Source organism: Bacillus sp. FSL R5-0523 (assembly GCF_037975295.1).
Classification (GTDB): domain Bacteria; phylum Bacillota; class Bacilli; order Bacillales; family Bacillaceae; genus Bacillus; species Bacillus subtilis.
The window spans coordinates 3,172,233-3,187,243 of sequence record NZ_CP150251.1; the positions used below are offsets into that span (position 1 = coordinate 3,172,233).

Sequence of the window (15,011 nt, forward strand, 5' to 3'; positions counted from 1 at the left end):
AAAACAACTAATTCAGCGTGATTTTATAGGTAACTTGTATAAAGAATAGACGATGGAAGAAAAAATGACTCATGATTTGTCAGAAAATAAAACACATAGAAAGAGGATTTGTAAAAAGAGTCAAACGAAGAAAATCAGATTGGAGAAAGCATGAAATCATATCTAAAAAGCTTGCGGAGTTCCGCAAGCTTTTCTTTACACCGCCGCCTGGCGGCCAGCGTTTTCATACACATCCAGCGCTGCTTGGAGCGCTTTTCCTGCTTCGATTCCTGCGTTATGTCTGAGAAGCACAGCCTCTAACCCGGCAAGCACGAATAGCACGTTTTCTTTTCTGCAGCTGTACCCCATCGTGCCGATTCTCCAGATCTTCCCTGCGAGCGGGCCGAATGAGCTGGCGATTTCAATACCGAATTGTGCCAGCAGCATGCCACGGACAGACTCGCCGTCAATGCCGCCGGGAATTTCGACACAGGTGACAACAGGCATTTTGCAGCTGTCATCTCCAAACAATCTTAGCCCCATTGCCTTTATCCCTGCTGCTAATGCGGCTTCATGGTGCCGATGCCGCTCAAAACGCGCCTCAAGGCCTTCTTCAAGCACCAGTCTGACTCCCTCACGTAAGGCGTACAGCATCGTCGTCGCTTCTGTATGATGATTGAGCCGTCTTTCGCTCCAATAATCCTCAAGCTGGCTCAAATCAAAGTAGTTGCTTGTGATTGGCCGATTTCCCGAAAGCGCTTCCCTGTCAGCTTGTGACGCAATCCCCCGCTCCACCTTTTTGCGAGCTGCAATCACGTCCGCCACCCGCTCATTATATGTAATCGGCGCCATTCCTGAAGGCACAGACAAACATTTTTGCGTCCCGCCGATGGCAGCGTCAATCTTCCATTCATCGACTTTAACCTCGCAGCCCCCAATCGTTGCGACTGCATCGACGATAAACAATGCATCCTCGGTGCGGCAGGCTTGGCCGATGGCTTTCAGCGGGTGAATCCGTCCTGTCGATGTTTCTCCATGCACCATTGCCACAATTTTCGGCTTCACTTTTTTTATCTCCCGTATGATGTCCTCCGGGTCAAAAACCGTTCCCCATTCGCCCTCAAGCATATGAACATTTGCCCCATATCGCTCGGCGATTTCAGTCAGCAAATAACCGAAACGGCCGTAAATGGGAATGAGCACATCATCTTCCGGCTCTATGACACTAGCCAGCACTGCTTCAATTCCCGCCCTTGAAGTGCCGTCAATCGGGTATGCCCAGCGGTTTTTTGTTTGGAACAGCTCCCGAAGCATCTCCATCGTTTCATTCATAATACCTGTAAACGCCGGATCAAATTGGCCGACAACCGGGGTGCTCATTACTCTTAATACACGCGGATCAACCTCAACAGGCCCTGGCGTCATAATCGTTCTTAACGGGGTGCATAATTCTCTTCTGCCTGACACAGCCATTCCTCCTTTATCAGTAAGCCAGTTTGTATAATAAATCAGTCAGTGCGCGGACGCCGATCTCAAGCTGTCTGGCTGACGTATATTCCTTCGGTGAGTGGCTGACGCCGCCTCGGCTTGGCACAAACAGCATACAAGCAGGATAGCGCCTTCCGATCATTTGCGCGTCATGCCCTGCTCCGCTCACCATTTCCTCACAGCTGAAGCCGTTTTCTAATGCTGTTTCAAAAGCCGCAGCCTTCAGCCTTTCGTCCATCGGCACAGGCTCTATCCGCATATATTCATCAATCACGGCGCGAATTCCTTTTTGTAGGCAAATGCCGTTGATCAAAGCAACCATGTCTTGATGAAACTGCTCCAGCACATGCTGATGCTGATGGCGAATATCGATTGAAAACTGGACGCGGCCCGGTATGACATTGGCTACATTGGGCTCTGCCGTTATTTTTCCGCATGTCAGACGGAGCTCATCCGGCAGCTCCTCCGACCGCAGCAGCAGTTCATGAATGATACGGCTGCTGGCTGCGAGCGGGTCCTTGCGCCATTTCATAGAGGTGGTTCCCGCGTGATTGCATTCCCCATCCAGTGTAACGAGATATCGCCTTTGCCCCGCAATGCTTGTCACAATCCCGAGATCCCGTCCTGACATTTCCAATGTCTGTCCCTGTTCAATGTGGAGCTCAACAAAAGCGCTGATATCTGTCCGATATGCTGCCTGAAACACACCTTTGCCAAAACCGTTCTTATGCATCGCATGTTGCAGCGAGACTCCTGATTCGTCTCTTGGCTCTGCTCCATCCTGTAATGAAAAAACACCCGTCATATTCCCTGATCCCCAATAGGTCATTGGAAAACGGCTGCCCTCCTCCTCACATAAGGATACCGCTTCGAGTGTTTTTTTCGGCGCTCCATATGTCTCTTTGAGCCGCTTTATCGCAAGCATTGCCGCCAGAACACCATAGGCGCCGTCGTATTTTCCCCCATTGATGACAGTATCGATATGTGAACCGGTTACAATGACTTCATCCGGAGACTGGGTGCCCGAAAGCCTTCCAAACACATTCCCGACATCGTCGAATCTTGTGTCAAGCCCGAAAGAAGACATTTCTGTTTTCACTGCAAGCTGTGCGTCCATCCACTCTTTTGTGTATAAAAGCCTCGTTACGCCGCCGTCCGTGGACGCACCGTATTGGGCGAGCCATTCAATATAATCTGTGATGCTGTTTTTTACTGAAAGCTTCTGCTTTCCCATGTACTCCCCCCTCTGGCCGTTATAGTGACTTCATTATAGAAGGAGGAACATGATAGTTCATTGGCATATTAACCAAAAAAACGTTTATTTTTTGGTCACAGTATCTATCCAGCAACCAGATTCACCCTATATGTCACAACTATTTTTATGTAAAGCTCAAAAGAAAACACGGTAAGGAAGAGAGCCAGCAAGAGCGAAAGAGAGGGTCAAAATGCCTTTTATATGAACAAGCTCAGCTTGCCGGAGAGGCGATGTTTGCGGAACAGATGAAAACGGAAATGCCGGCAGCTCGCAAAAAACAGGACCTAAAGATATAGGAACAGGAGATTTCCGCCTCCTCCAAAGGGACTAATTTACAATTTTAATGAAAAATATACAAAATGACACTTCTATCCTTTATTTCAATTTTAGATAATAGACATGATCTGATAAAAGGAGGGCAAGTGATGACAAAAAAAGCATGGTTTCTGCCGCTCGTCTGTGTATTACTGATTTCCGGATGGCTTGCGCCGGCAGCTTCAGCAAGCGCGCAAACCGCATTAAGCCTTAATGACCGATTGGCGTCTTCCCCTTCAGGAACAGGAAGCCTTCTCTCATTAGCCGCCCCCGCTGCACCCTATGCTGACACAGATACCTATTATGAAGGGGCTGAAGGTAAAACAGGAGACTCGCTAAAAAGCACCCTGCACCGTATTATCAGCGGACACACGATGCTGTCCTACAGCGAAGTGTGGAACGCGCTGAAAGAAACGGATGAAGATCCGAGAAATCCGAATAACGTCATCCTGCTCTATACGAAAGAATCGCGGTCCAAAAACCTGAACGGCGGGAATGTCGGCGATTGGAACCGCGAGCACGTCTGGGCGAAATCCCATGGCGATTTTGGTACGAGCAAGGGACCTGGTACTGATATTCATCATTTGCGCCCGGCTGATGTTCAAGTGAACAGCGCCAGAGGAAATATGGATTTTGACAATGGCGGCACTGAATATGCGAAGGCACCCGGAAATTATTATGACGGCGATTCATGGGAGCCCCGCGATGATGTGAAAGGCGATGTTGCCCGCATGCTGTTTTACATGGCTGTCCGTTACGAGGGTGATAACGGCTATCCTGATCTTGAGCTTAATGATAAGACAGGCAACGGCTCAGCTCCTTATCATGGCAAACAATCTGTCCTGCTCGAATGGAATAAGCAGGATCCGGTTGACGACCGCGAGCGGAAAAGAAATGAAATCATTTATGAAAAATATCAGCACAACCGCAATCCATTTATCGACCACCCTGAATGGGCGGACGAGATTTGGCCGTAAGAAAAAGGTGCTCCTTTTTGGGAGCACCTTTTTCTAATACACAGCCTCTTCCGTTTCCGCATCGAAAAAGACGACGTGGTCCATTTTCACTGAGAGCTGGATTGAATCGCCTGCATCGATTCGCGTGTTTCCGTCCAGACGGACCTTGAGCCGCTCGTCCCCAGCCATGACATGCGCTATGAGCTCCGAGCCCAGATTTTCATTCACTTCCACGTTCGCTTGAAACACTGAATCAAACAACTGGTCATTTCCTGTCATTTGTGTGATGTGCTCCGGCCGTACACCGGCAATCATCTGTTCTCCGGCATATCCCTTTTCCTTCAGCCGCTTTGCTTTTTCTTCAGGAATATGAAGCCGGATCGAAGAATTTGTGAAAAACAGCTCGCCATGCTGCTGTTCTATGATCCCTTTCAAAAAGTTCATCCCAGGAGAGCCAATGAAGCCTGCGACAAACAAATTGGCCGGGTAATGATAAATGTCATGAGGTTTCGCCACTTGCTGAATTTCCCCTTCATTCATGACGACAATCCGATCTCCCATTGTCATTGCTTCGGTCTGGTCATGCGTGACATAAATGATCGTTGCCTCTAATCGCTGGTGCAGCTTGCTGATTTCTGTCCGCATCGTCACTCTTAGTTTTGCATCCAGATTAGAAAGCGGCTCGTCCATTAAAAAGACCTTCGGCTCCCTCACAATCGACCTGCCAAGCGCCACCCTTTGCCGCTGCCCGCCGGAGAGCGCCTTCGGTTTTCTCTTCAGCAAATGTTCAATTTCTAAAATTCTAGCTGCCGCATGAACCCGCTCGGCAATTTCCTGTTTCGCCATCTTTCTGAGCTTTAATCCAAACGCCATATTATCAAAAACCGTCATATGCGGATAAAGCGCATAGTTCTGGAATACCATCGCAATATCACGTTCTTTCGGCGGAAGATCATTGACCCGCTCCCCATCAATAAGAAGATTTCCTTCAGAAATGCTTTCTAATCCAGCCACCATCCGCAGCGTTGTTGATTTTCCGCATCCTGACGGCCCCACCAGCACCAAAAGCTCCTTATCCTTTACATCTAAATCAAAGTCCTTCACGGTTAATTGTGAGTGATATGATTTTTTGACGTGTTCAAATGTTAATGAAGCCATCAGAAAAGTCCCCCTATCTTTTGACCCGTTATTTCGTCACTGGAAACAACTTGGTCTTTCTGTTATTTTTAGAGTAATCGATTCCCATTTTTGCTATATTTCTAAAATAAAAAATGTAAATTTGTATTATAACGTCATAATACATTATAATATAAATAATAGGTTAAAAGGAGGCTACCCTTTGTTAAACAACGGAAGTTCTACACCTTTATACATTCAGCTAAAACAAATCATCACTGATGACATCAAAAAGGGCGTGTATTCCCCAACCGCCAAGCTGCCTACCGAAAACGAGCTTTGCACCAAGTATAACGTCAGCCGCATCACCGTCAGGAAAGCCATTCTCGATTTAGTCGAAGAAGGCTATCTGATCAGGCAGCAGGGAAAGGGAACGTTCGTTAAAAGCCCTAAATTAAAACGAGAGCTGATCGCTGTAAACGGCTACTCGGAATTTATGGAATCAACCGGCAAAAAACCGAAGCATCATGTGCTGTCCCATGACATCATTCCAGCGTCAAAACCCATCGCAGAAAAGCTTCAAATCCATCCCGAGAGCCCTGTCGTTGAATTAAAACGGATTTTATATAATGATGATCAGCCTCTCACCTTTGAAGTGACGCATTATCCGCTTGATTTGTTTCCCGGCATTGATACCTTTATTGCTGACGGCGTCTCCATGCATGATATTTTGAAACAGCAATACAAAGTTGTACCCACGCACAATACGAAGCTATTAAACGTTGTATATGCCCAACAGGAGGAAAGCAAATACCTGGATTGTGATATCGGGGATGCGCTGTTTGAAATTGATAAAACGGCTTTTACATCAAACGACCAGCCAATCTATTGTTCATTGTTTTTGATGCACACAAACCGTGTCACTTTTACCATCAACAGCCCCTACACATAACAGGCATAAAAAACGAGACACTGCTTATAGTATTCTCGTTTTTTCACTGCTTCCCCCGTCCTCCAGGCGATAAGGATAGCCATAGCCGAAAGCTCCGTACACACCGCATGTTTTCGCAGCCGTTTCAGCAGCCTGGCGCAAAGCATACGTTATATCCTGCTTCACCCAAAAGGCAGTCAAAAAGCCTGCTATAAAAGAATCTCCCGCTCCAAGTGTATCTATTATATCAGCTTCCACAATCGGCTGATGATAGATTCGATCACCCGCAGACAGCATTGCTCCTTGGCCCCCTCGGGTCATACAAACCATTTTGGCTCCGTACCCATGAGCTGTTTTGGCAAGCTCACCGCATTCCGACTCACTCAAATCGCTTCCTGAAAAAAACGCATACGTCACATAAGGACAGACCCTCCTCAAATAATCATCCTCCCGATTGGTTGAAAAATCAAATGAGACCGGGACCAGCCCGCACAGCTGGGGAAGATCGTTCTCAAGCCTGCTGTACACGCTCGTATGCAGCAGATCATGCCCGCTGATAAAAGATACATCTTTCTCCTGAAACGCGAGGCGAAGCCGGGACTGAATGCCGCCTTTATTTGATCTGACAAAAATGCGGTCCCCCTGTTCATCAAGGGTGACAATCGCCATCCCGTTTTCTCCGTGCGCCTGGCGGATATAATCTGCATTGACCTGCTCCAGCTTGAGAACGTTCAACAGATGTGCCGCGGCTTCGTCATTGCCGACGATTCCGATATAGGAAGACTCATGCCCGAGCCGTTTGGCAAGCACGGCGACGTTTAAGGCATTTCCTCCCGGGTAGAATGTTTCTTGGTCCTGATAATAATCTACAACATTATCTCCAACCGCAATCAATTTCATAGCGCTTCCTCCTTTATCCTTTTACACTGCCGCTTGCAATTCCGCGGACAAAATATTTCTGCATCAACAAAAATAGAATAATAATCGGCGCGGCTGAAATCGTTAACCCCGCCAGCAGGACGCCCCAGTCTGTCTGTAGCGCGTCTCTGAACTGCATCAGCCCGGCTGGAATGGTCCGCAAATTCTCATCATCTATGAAAATAATCGCAAACATAAACTCATTCCATGTATGGTAAGCCGTCAAAATGCCGGATGTCACCAAAATCGGCACACTCATTGGTAAGAAAATTCTGAAAAATACCCCAAAACTTGTACACCCATCCAAATAGGCCGCCTCCTCCAATTCTTTGGAAATAGAAAGAAAATAAGAGCGGATCAAAATGATGGTGAATGGGATCCGATAAGCCGCATACGGCAGGATTAACGCCCAATACGTATTGTACAGGCCAAGCGACTGAATAATAGAATAAAGCGGCACAAGACTGACCTGCGGCGTCAGCATCAATCCGCCAAGACATAGCACCAAAAAGAATCCTTTTCCTTTAAACTCAAACCGGGAAAGGCCATACGCTGCCCATGCACTGATAAAGACAGTGATCACACACGTCAGCGCCGTAACGATGACACTGTTCATAAAATAAGAAGAAATCCCCTGGTTCCAGGCGGAAACAAAATTTTCCGGATGCCACGAAGACGGCAGCGACCAGCTGTGCTCAAAAATATCGTCAGAGTTTTTAAAGGCGCTCATCACCATCCAGAGAAGCGGATAGGCAATCGCAATCAGATAAAGAAACAGAAAAACCCACACAGACGTTTCTCCGATATACCATTTTCGTCTAGGCTTATCTTTAACCTCAATGTGCTGGTCAGGCACAGGCTCCAATCTGAACGAATCTGTCTTCTTCTGAGGCAGCATCAGTTACTCCTCCTTTCCGGTTTTAAAGAACTTCATTTGCATGAGCGATAATGCAAGCGTAATGATTAACACGACAGTGGCAATCGCTGAGGCGTAGCCCATCATATCCTTTGTAAAGGCGCTTTTATATAAAAACGTGCTCAAGACTTCTGACGCGTTTCCCGGCCCGCCGCCTGTCAAAATGTACGGCTCATTAAAGACCGTAAAGGCCCCGGTCAGCGTCATGACCACCGCAACAAAAGACATCTCTTTCGTCTGGGGAACAGTAATATGAAAAAACTGCTGAATTTTACCCGCGCCGTCAAGCCGGGCCGCTTCATACAGTTCATCCGGTATTTTTTGAATCGACACGATGTACAGCATCGCAATATAACCGATAGATTGCCACTGGGACACAAAAATGACAGAAAGCATAGCTGTGCTGTCATCCCCGAGCCAGGCCCTCGTCAGCTGATCAAGACCGATGGCCTGAAGCAGCTGATTCAAAAGCCCTGTCTCCGGATTGTAAATAAAATCAAACAAAAGCGCGATCACCGTCATTGAGATGACAACCGGCAAAAAGAAAACGGTACGAAAAAACGGCGACCATTTTCTGACCAGCTTATCCTCAAGCACCGCCGCCAAAATCAAACCGCCAAATACCTGGCATACAATTGAGATCACTGCATAAAGCACATTATTGGTAAGTGCCTGATAGAAGACAGGATCATGAAATAATTCAACATAGTTTTTTAAGCCGATAAACGTTTTTTTCGGAGAAAATGAGCTCCACTGAAACAGGCTGAGGAATACATTCTCAAAAATCGGGATATAAACGAAAAGTAAAAAAACGAGAGCGGGCACCAAAAACAAATAGGGGATTATTTTATTCTGATTGACCAAGGGTATCTCATCTCCTTTATAAAAAGAAAAGGTGCGAAGCTTCACCTTTTCTTTGATTTATTCAGCTGACGCCCTCACCTGCTTTGCTGCCTTTTGAACGGCTTTCATCACCTGCTGCGGTGTCACGTCGCCGCCAAGCATTTGCTGGACGCCTGTTAGGTACGCATCTGCGACTTCAACATCGACATCCATATCAAACCATGGAACCATTGATTTGGCATCAACAATATGCTGAACGGCTTCACGCTGAATGGCTGTTGCATTTTCTTCAGTAGCCGTACCTTGCACTGCACTGTATTTCCCGACATCTTTCACGAGCTTTTCGCCCATTTTTTTCGATGTCAAGAACTGCAAAAATTCCATTGCTTCCTTCGGATGTTTTGTTCTTGAGGAGATCATGAATCCTTCCGGCGCTCCCGTTAACGCTTCTGAAGATCCTTTTTGTCCGCTGATTTCAGGGAATGGGAACATCCCCAGATTTACTGGTTCAACCAGCTTGATTTCCGCTGTTTCCGCATATATCATCGCCGACTTTCCGCTCTTAAATTGCTGTCTCACATATTCGTGGTCGACGGAGTTTACATGTTTATTAAAGTAAGGCATCAGCTCCTGAAGCTTTTCAAGGGCTTTTACATAGCCTTCATCAGTAAATTCACCCGTTTTGGCGTTATAGTCCTTTTCTCGCGTTTTTTCATCGACCATCCGCTGATTAAGCGTGCCGATATAGTGCGAGATTGTCCAAGTCGCCTTTGTTCCGAAGCTGATCGGTGTGTAGCCATGTTCTTTCAGCTTTTTTGACACATCGATTAATTCATCCCACGTCTTCGGGGGATCAAGATTCAGCTTTTGGAAAATGTCTTTATTATAGAAGAATGATTTAGCGTCCATTTGCCACGGCACGCCATATTGCTTGTTTTCATAAGTAAATGGTGTAATTTGCGATTGAACGAGCTGTGATGACCAATCGGTGTCATTTTTGTAGTAGGACGAGAGATCAAGTGCTTTATTGCCTCTGATAAATTTAAAAGCAAACTCATCGCTCCAAGAGAAGTAAATGTCAGGAGGGCTGGTGGTTCCCAGCATGACCTTAATTTTATCTTTATAGGAGTCATTTAAAACGGCTTCAATTTGAATGTCGATATCCGGATGTTCTTTTTCAAATTCCTTAACAACCTCTTCAAAATAACTTTTTTCCGGCTCCTTCGGCCATCTGTGGAAAAATTTCAATGTCAACTTTCCGTCCGCTGAACTGCTTTGGCTCGAACAGCCTGCGATGGTGAGCATACTGACAGCTGCAATGATCAAGAACAACAACATTTTCTTCAAAGGGTTGGCCTCCTCTGGACATTAGACTATAATGTTATATAACATTATAGTCTAATGCATAATGGTTCTTCATTTTCAGATCAATACTCAACTTTCCACATGTATCTTCTATGAGATAAAGGATGATTTCTCGCCTCTGCCAGCTCGTCTGCATAGCTTCTCAGCACACGATTGAGAACAAGCGGAGCAAGGTAGCCTTTAACTGAATCGTCAATTGCAGTGAAGTCGTAAGATGCAGCATCAAGCACAGTGAGCTTTTTGCCATACTTTTTCGAGAAGGTAAGCGCCCGCTCTTCAAGAGGTCTTGTTTCATCTAAACCGAGCAGGATGATAAACGGCACGGATTCATCAATAATTTCAAACGGTCCGTGAAAATATTCTCCGGCATGAATGGCGTGGGAATGAATCCATTGCATTTCCATGAGAATGCAGATGCTGTAGGAGTAAGCGACACCGTAGTTTGCACCACTTGCCATGGTATAAATAATGCTTTCTTTTTCATGGGCTTTTGCAAATTGCTTGGCGTTGTCAGCTTCCTGCTTAAGGGCTTTTTCATATACAGCCTGCAATTGATCTAAGCCTTCAATTGCTTGTTGGAATTTCGTATTGTTTTCTAATACTTGCAGGGTTCCAAAAACGATTTGATACAAAACGCCATAGTTTGTATTGATCGCAAGCGCCTCATCACCCCAATCGTACTGGGCAACATATTGCGCTTCCTGCGCTAAAGGAGACTCCGGTTTAAACGTCATCGCAATCGTAAGTGCGCCCTTGCCCCTTGCAAACGCAGCAGCTTTGACTGTCTCCGGGGTATTTCCCGAATGCGAGCACAAAATAACAAGAGACTTTTCACCAAGCTGAACAGGATTGCGCTGAATAAATTCGTTGGCGCTGTAGAGGTCGGAGTTTATTGATTTTGACTCTCTGTCAAACACATACTTACTCGGATACATAATGGCAGAAGACCCTCCGCATGCGACAAAGAATACATGATCAATGGTTTTCCCTTTCAAATCCTGCAAGAAAGCTTGAACCTCACGATTTACTTTTGCTGTGGCCTGACTCAAATCCTTCACTCCCCGTTTTTATTATATAACGTTATATAACATTATATATTGTTATATTAAAGTCCGCGGGTAGGATTGTCAATATTATTTTCTGAAATTTCTCAATAATTTATTCGAAAGATAGACAAAGGGTCTATAAGCGAAAAAATGCCCAAATCAAAAGCCAGAACTTGACTTAAGCTCTGGCTTCGCTGTTCAATCCGCAGACTGACGTCTTATTTAAAAAATACCTTGTCTATATTGTACTTCGAGTGCTGTGTATTGATGATATATGTTTCGTAAATCTCTCTTTCCATTGGATCATCAACTACACATACCTCAATTTTATAAACTTCATCTCTGTGATGTTTGATTGGTGAAACAGTGTCTTCGAAATGCTTCTTAATTCTCTGTCTTAACTTTCTGGCTTTCCCGACAAACAGCAGCTCGTCATGAATGTTGTAAAACATAAAAATGCCGCCTTTGTCCCTTGGGATCTGGTGAAAGTCGATGAATCCGTGAATCGGTTTTATCTTCGGCTCGTTATCATTAGCTGACTGCTGTCGTTCAGTGATGGTGACATTCGGTGCGGGTATATCAATTTTTATCAAAATCAGTTCACGTCCTCTTTTTCATTAAAGATAAATGCTAACACATACAGAAAAGAAAAGCTAGAACAGCTTTATTATATTTGTTTGTTATGCTCTTACTTATTATGCAAGTGCTCCGGCTGGATGATAAGGACTAAGGTCTAATTCTGTCTGCTTTCCAAGAACTAGCTTTGCGAGCTCTGCACCCAAGAACGGCCCCATCGTCAGTCCAGAAGCACCCAAACCGTTTGCAGCATATAAGCCTTGAACATTCGGCACGGCCCCTACGACCGGCAGAAATCCCGGTGTAAACGGCCTGAAGCCCACTCTTGTTTCAACAGCAGCCGCATCAGCAAGACCCGGTGCAACGGCTAACGCTTTGCTCAATACTTCGTGCTGGCCTCCGGCTGTCACACGAAGATCATCAAGACCGGCATCGTTTTCGTGTGTGGCGCCGGCTACAATTCTGCCGTTATCAAACGACAGAATGTACTGATCACTCGGCGGCATTACAACCGGCCACGATCCTGTATCTGCATCTGTCATTTCAAAATGCATAATCTGCGCTTTTTGAAATGACACTTGAAAATGAATGCCAAGAGGCTTCAATATCTCATTGGCCCATGCTCCCGCCGTCACAATGACCGCGTCAGCCGCAAACTGCTTTGTATCTGTTTGCACGCCGGTGACTGTTCCGTTTTCAAAAAGCAAAGACGCATTTCCTTTGATGACCGTTGCGCCGCGTTTCTCTGCAGCGCTTAAAAGCGACCGGCACAGCGCTCTTCCGTTCACACGGGCGGCACCGCTGATATGAACCGATTCATAGCCGTCAGCTAAAATCGGAAACAGCTTTTTCGTTTCACTTGCGGACAAGCGGGTAATGTCGCCGATTTCCGGCGCATCCTCCCGTCTCTTATACGCCCTTTCCTCCATTTTATCGAGTTTAGACGCGTCAGTATGAATGCTGATGGCACCGACACGTTTGTATCCTGTATCCGATTCACCGTCTTTTTCCAATTGATGGATTAAATCCTTATAGTACCGCGCTCCCCCCTTAGCAAGCTGGTACCAATCCTGATTACGGCGTTGCGAGAGCCATGGACAGACGATCCCCGCCGCCGCATCAGTCGCTTGTCCCGGCTCTTTCCGATCAATGACAGTAACGCGAGCGCCTGATTTTGCGAGATGATAAGCCGTCGACGCACCCAGAATCCCTGCGCCGACGATGATGTACGAATTCATATGCAAACACCTTTTCTATTATAATGTCTATTCATTTTACCAAATCAAATGCTTTCCTTCGACCTTTTGCCCTAATGTGGAAAAACCGCGAAGTTCGTCCAATCTCTTTACTCTCCTATCGAATATCCTGTCACTATCAATAGAGAAAGGATGATACCATGAGCGAAAATCGTCATGAAAATGAAGAAAACAGACGCGATGCGGCAGTCGCAAAAGTCCAAAACAGCGGTAATGCAAAAGTCGTGGTCAACGTGAATACAGATCAGGATCAGGCACAGGCGCAGTCACAAGACGGAGAAGACTAATGAACGAAAACATCATTCCTCTCAACAGACATACTCAAGAGATACCCACTACTGAATCTGTTATCAAAAACAGCGGCAACTCAGAGGTCCATATCGACATTCACATTGATACAATGCCAATTGCTTTTGCTATATTATGCTCTGCATTAGCCGCAAAGCAGATGACAAAAGAGGAATTCGATATGGCTTATACTCAATTGCGAGAGATGAACAGAGAAAATAACAACAGATCATCTGTAAAGCAAATTATCAATCAGGAGACAGAAGAAGAGTAAAAAACCGCGGCCCCTCGGCCAGCGGTTTTTCTTCTGCATACAAAAAGGACGCGACTGAAACCAGTCACGTCCTTTTTTGTGAAACAATTAACCGATTGACCCTTCCATTTCGAACTTAATCAAACGGTTCATTTCAACTGCGTATTCCATTGGAAGCTCTTTTGTGAATGGCTCGATGAAGCCCATTACGATCATTTCAGTTGCTTCTTCTTCAGAAATACCGCGGCTCATCAAGTAGAAGAGCTGCTCTTCAGATACTTTAGACACTTTCGCTTCGTGCTCCAATGAAATGTTATCATTTAAGATTTCATTGTAAGGAATTGTGTCTGACGTTGATTTGTTATCCATAATGAGCGTATCGCACTCGATGTTAGAGCGAGCGCCTTCCGCTTTGCGTCCGAAGTGGACGATTCCGCGGTACGTTACTTTTCCGCCCTGTTTTGAAATCGATTTTGATACGATTGTAGATGATGTGTTTGGTGCAAGGTGAATCATTTTCGCACCTGCATCCTGATGCTGGCCTTTACCTGCAAGAGCGATAGAAAGCGTCATACCGCGCGCGCCTTCGCCTTTTAGGATACAAGCCGGATATTTCATTGTCAGCTTAGAACCGATGTTGCCGTCGATCCATTCCATTGTTGCGTTTTCTTCACAGACTGTACGCTTTGTTACAAGGTTGTAAACGTTGTTCGCCCAGTTTTGGATCGTTGTATAACGGCAGTAGCCGCCTTTTTTCACGATGATCTCAACGACCGCACTGTGAAGTGAGTTTGTTGTGTAAACAGGCGCAGTACAGCCTTCAACATAATGAACGCTTGCTTCTTCGTCAACAATGATCAGTGTACGTTCGAACTGACCCATGTTCTCAGAGTTGATACGGAAGTAAGCTTGAAGCGGTGTTTCAACCTTCACGCCTTTAGGCACGTAGATGAAAGATCCGCCGGACCAAACAGCTGAGTTAAGCGCCGCAAACTTGTTATCAGTCGGCGGGATTACTTTTGCCCAGTGCTCACGGAAAATATCTTCATTCTCTTTCAGCGCGCTGTCAGTGTCTTTAAAGACAATACCTTGCGCTTCAAGATCTTCTTTCATGTTGTGGTATACAACCTCAGATTCGTACTGAGCAGAAACACCCGCAAGGTATTTTTGTTCAGCTTCAGGAATACCGAGCTTGTCGAATGTTTGCTTAATTTCTTCAGGAACTTCATCCCAAGAACGCTCTGAACGCTCAGACGGTTTTACGTAGTACGTAATTTCGTCAAAGTTCAGTGAGTTTAAATCTCCGCCCCATTGAGGCATCGGCATATTGTAGAAATGCTCAAGTGATTTCAAGCGGAAGTCAAGCATCCATTGAGGCTCTTCTTTCATGCGAGAAATTTCTTCTACGATTTCTTTTGTCAATCCGCGCTCTGAACGGAAAATGGAAACGTCCTTGTCGTGAAAACCATACTTGTATTCACCAATATCAGGCATTTTTTTAGCCATCCAT

Annotated in this window: 15 protein-coding genes and 1 pseudogene; 5 read left to right on the forward strand and 11 right to left on the reverse strand. The window is 45.8% G+C overall.

The features are described 5' to 3' along the window. Positions 1–195: 195 nt before the first annotated feature. Positions 196–1,446: a (S)-ureidoglycine--glyoxylate transaminase gene (pucG, locus tag NYE53_RS16310; protein WP_339245659.1), complete on the reverse strand. Its 1,251-nt coding sequence runs from the start codon at positions 1,444–1,446 to the stop codon at positions 196–198. 16 nt (positions 1,447–1,462) lie between these two features. Beyond that, entirely contained in the window at positions 1,463–2,701 is a 1,239-nt protein-coding gene (gene allC / locus NYE53_RS16315; protein ID WP_339245662.1) for an allantoate deiminase, read from the reverse strand. Between the two features lie 244 nt (positions 2,702–2,945). Here allC and NYE53_RS16320 point away from each other — a divergent pair. Both NYE53_RS16320 and NYE53_RS16325 read left to right on the forward strand, forming a co-directional pair. After that, positions 2,946–3,015 (forward strand): annotated as a pseudogene (locus NYE53_RS16320) (hypothetical protein); the annotation flags it as partial. A gap of 132 nt (positions 3,016–3,147) precedes the next feature. Further along, the gene (locus NYE53_RS16325) at positions 3,148–4,014 is read left to right on the forward strand and encodes an endonuclease I family protein (RefSeq protein ID WP_327828649.1); all 867 of its coding nucleotides are present in this window, start codon (positions 3,148–3,150) and stop codon (positions 4,012–4,014) included. 33 nt (positions 4,015–4,047) lie between these two features. Here the strand turns inward: NYE53_RS16325 and ugpC are convergent, their stop codons facing one another. Continuing rightward, entirely contained in the window at positions 4,048–5,151 is a 1,104-nt protein-coding gene (gene ugpC / locus NYE53_RS16330; protein WP_335387407.1) for a sn-glycerol-3-phosphate ABC transporter ATP-binding protein UgpC, read from the reverse strand. Positions 5,152–5,332: 181 nt separating this feature from the next. On the opposite strand from ugpC, the gene frlR reads away from it, so the two are divergent. Beyond that, a complete protein-coding gene (frlR, locus tag NYE53_RS16335) occupies positions 5,333–6,061 on the forward strand; it encodes a transcriptional regulator FrlR (RefSeq protein WP_014480777.1) in 729 nt (242 codons plus the stop codon). Between the two features lie 24 nt (positions 6,062–6,085). On the opposite strand, the gene frlD is transcribed toward frlR, so the two are convergent. The 7 genes from frlD to NYE53_RS16370 all read right to left on the reverse strand — a co-directional run bounded on the left by frlD (position 6,086) and on the right by NYE53_RS16370 (position 12,942). Continuing rightward, the gene (frlD, locus tag NYE53_RS16340; protein ID WP_339245665.1) at positions 6,086–6,940 is read right to left on the reverse strand and encodes a fructosamine kinase FrlD; all 855 of its coding nucleotides are present in this window, start codon (positions 6,938–6,940) and stop codon (positions 6,086–6,088) included. A gap of 13 nt (positions 6,941–6,953) precedes the next feature. Next, complete coding sequence (locus NYE53_RS16345) at positions 6,954–7,856, reverse strand: carbohydrate ABC transporter permease (protein ID WP_003228625.1); 903 nt, start codon at positions 7,854–7,856, stop codon at positions 6,954–6,956. Between the two features lie 3 nt (positions 7,857–7,859). Beyond that, positions 7,860–8,738, reverse strand: a complete 879-nt coding sequence (locus NYE53_RS16350; RefSeq protein ID WP_339245667.1) for a sugar ABC transporter permease — start codon at positions 8,736–8,738, stop codon at positions 7,860–7,862. 57 nt (positions 8,739–8,795) lie between these two features. Further along, positions 8,796–10,064: an ABC transporter substrate-binding protein gene (locus tag NYE53_RS16355; protein ID WP_339245669.1), complete on the reverse strand. Its 1,269-nt coding sequence runs from the start codon at positions 10,062–10,064 to the stop codon at positions 8,796–8,798. An 80-nt stretch (positions 10,065–10,144) separates the two neighbouring features. Further along, positions 10,145–11,131 carry a fructosamine deglycase FrlB gene (frlB, locus tag NYE53_RS16360; protein WP_015251278.1) on the reverse strand — a complete coding sequence of 329 codons (987 nt, stop codon included), beginning with the start codon at positions 11,129–11,131 and terminating at the stop codon, positions 10,145–10,147. A gap of 215 nt (positions 11,132–11,346) precedes the next feature. Beyond that, positions 11,347–11,721, reverse strand: a complete 375-nt coding sequence (locus NYE53_RS16365; RefSeq protein WP_003228617.1) for a nucleotide excision repair endonuclease — start codon at positions 11,719–11,721, stop codon at positions 11,347–11,349. A gap of 102 nt (positions 11,722–11,823) precedes the next feature. Further along, complete coding sequence (locus NYE53_RS16370) at positions 11,824–12,942, reverse strand: FAD-binding oxidoreductase (RefSeq protein ID WP_339245672.1); 1,119 nt, start codon at positions 12,940–12,942, stop codon at positions 11,824–11,826. Positions 12,943–13,100: 158 nt separating this feature from the next. Here NYE53_RS16370 and sspG point away from each other — a divergent pair, with 158 nt between their 5' ends. Next, on the forward strand, positions 13,101–13,247 hold the full coding sequence (gene sspG, locus NYE53_RS16375) for an acid-soluble spore protein SspG (protein ID WP_015384584.1): 147 nt from the start codon (positions 13,101–13,103) through the stop codon (positions 13,245–13,247). Continuing rightward, positions 13,247–13,522 carry a hypothetical protein gene (locus tag NYE53_RS16380; RefSeq protein WP_339245675.1) on the forward strand — a complete coding sequence of 92 codons (276 nt, stop codon included), beginning with the start codon at positions 13,247–13,249 and terminating at the stop codon, positions 13,520–13,522. Before sspG ends, NYE53_RS16380 begins: the two co-directional genes overlap by 1 nt. An 87-nt stretch (positions 13,523–13,609) precedes the next feature. Here the strand turns inward: NYE53_RS16380 and sufB are convergent, their stop codons facing one another. After that, positions 13,610–15,007, reverse strand: a complete 1,398-nt coding sequence (gene sufB / locus NYE53_RS16385) for a Fe-S cluster assembly protein SufB (protein WP_003228608.1) — start codon at positions 15,005–15,007, stop codon at positions 13,610–13,612. Positions 15,008–15,011 lie beyond the last annotated feature (4 nt).

Coding starts and splice junctions, on each gene's coding strand:
- sufB (WP_003228608.1), bottom strand. CDS start 15,007: ATGGCTAAAAAAATGCCTGATATTGGTGAATACAAGTATGGTTTTCAC.
- NYE53_RS16370 (WP_339245672.1), bottom strand. CDS start 12,942: ATGAATTCGTACATCATCGTCGGCGCAGGGATTCTGGGTGCGTCGACG.
- sspG (WP_015384584.1), top strand. CDS start 13,101: ATGAGCGAAAATCGTCATGAAAATGAAGAAAACAGACGCGATGCGGCA.
- ugpC (WP_335387407.1), bottom strand. CDS start 5,151: ATGGCTTCATTAACATTTGAACACGTCAAAAAATCATATCACTCACAA.
- NYE53_RS16380 (WP_339245675.1), top strand. CDS start 13,247: ATGAACGAAAACATCATTCCTCTCAACAGACATACTCAAGAGATACCC.
- NYE53_RS16325 (WP_327828649.1), top strand. CDS start 3,148: ATGACAAAAAAAGCATGGTTTCTGCCGCTCGTCTGTGTATTACTGATT.
- frlD (WP_339245665.1), bottom strand. CDS start 6,940: ATGAAATTGATTGCGGTTGGAGATAATGTTGTAGATTATTATCAGGAC.
- NYE53_RS16345 (WP_003228625.1), bottom strand. CDS start 7,856: ATGCTGCCTCAGAAGAAGACAGATTCGTTCAGATTGGAGCCTGTGCCT.
- allC (WP_339245662.1), bottom strand. CDS start 2,701: ATGGGAAAGCAGAAGCTTTCAGTAAAAAACAGCATCACAGATTATATT.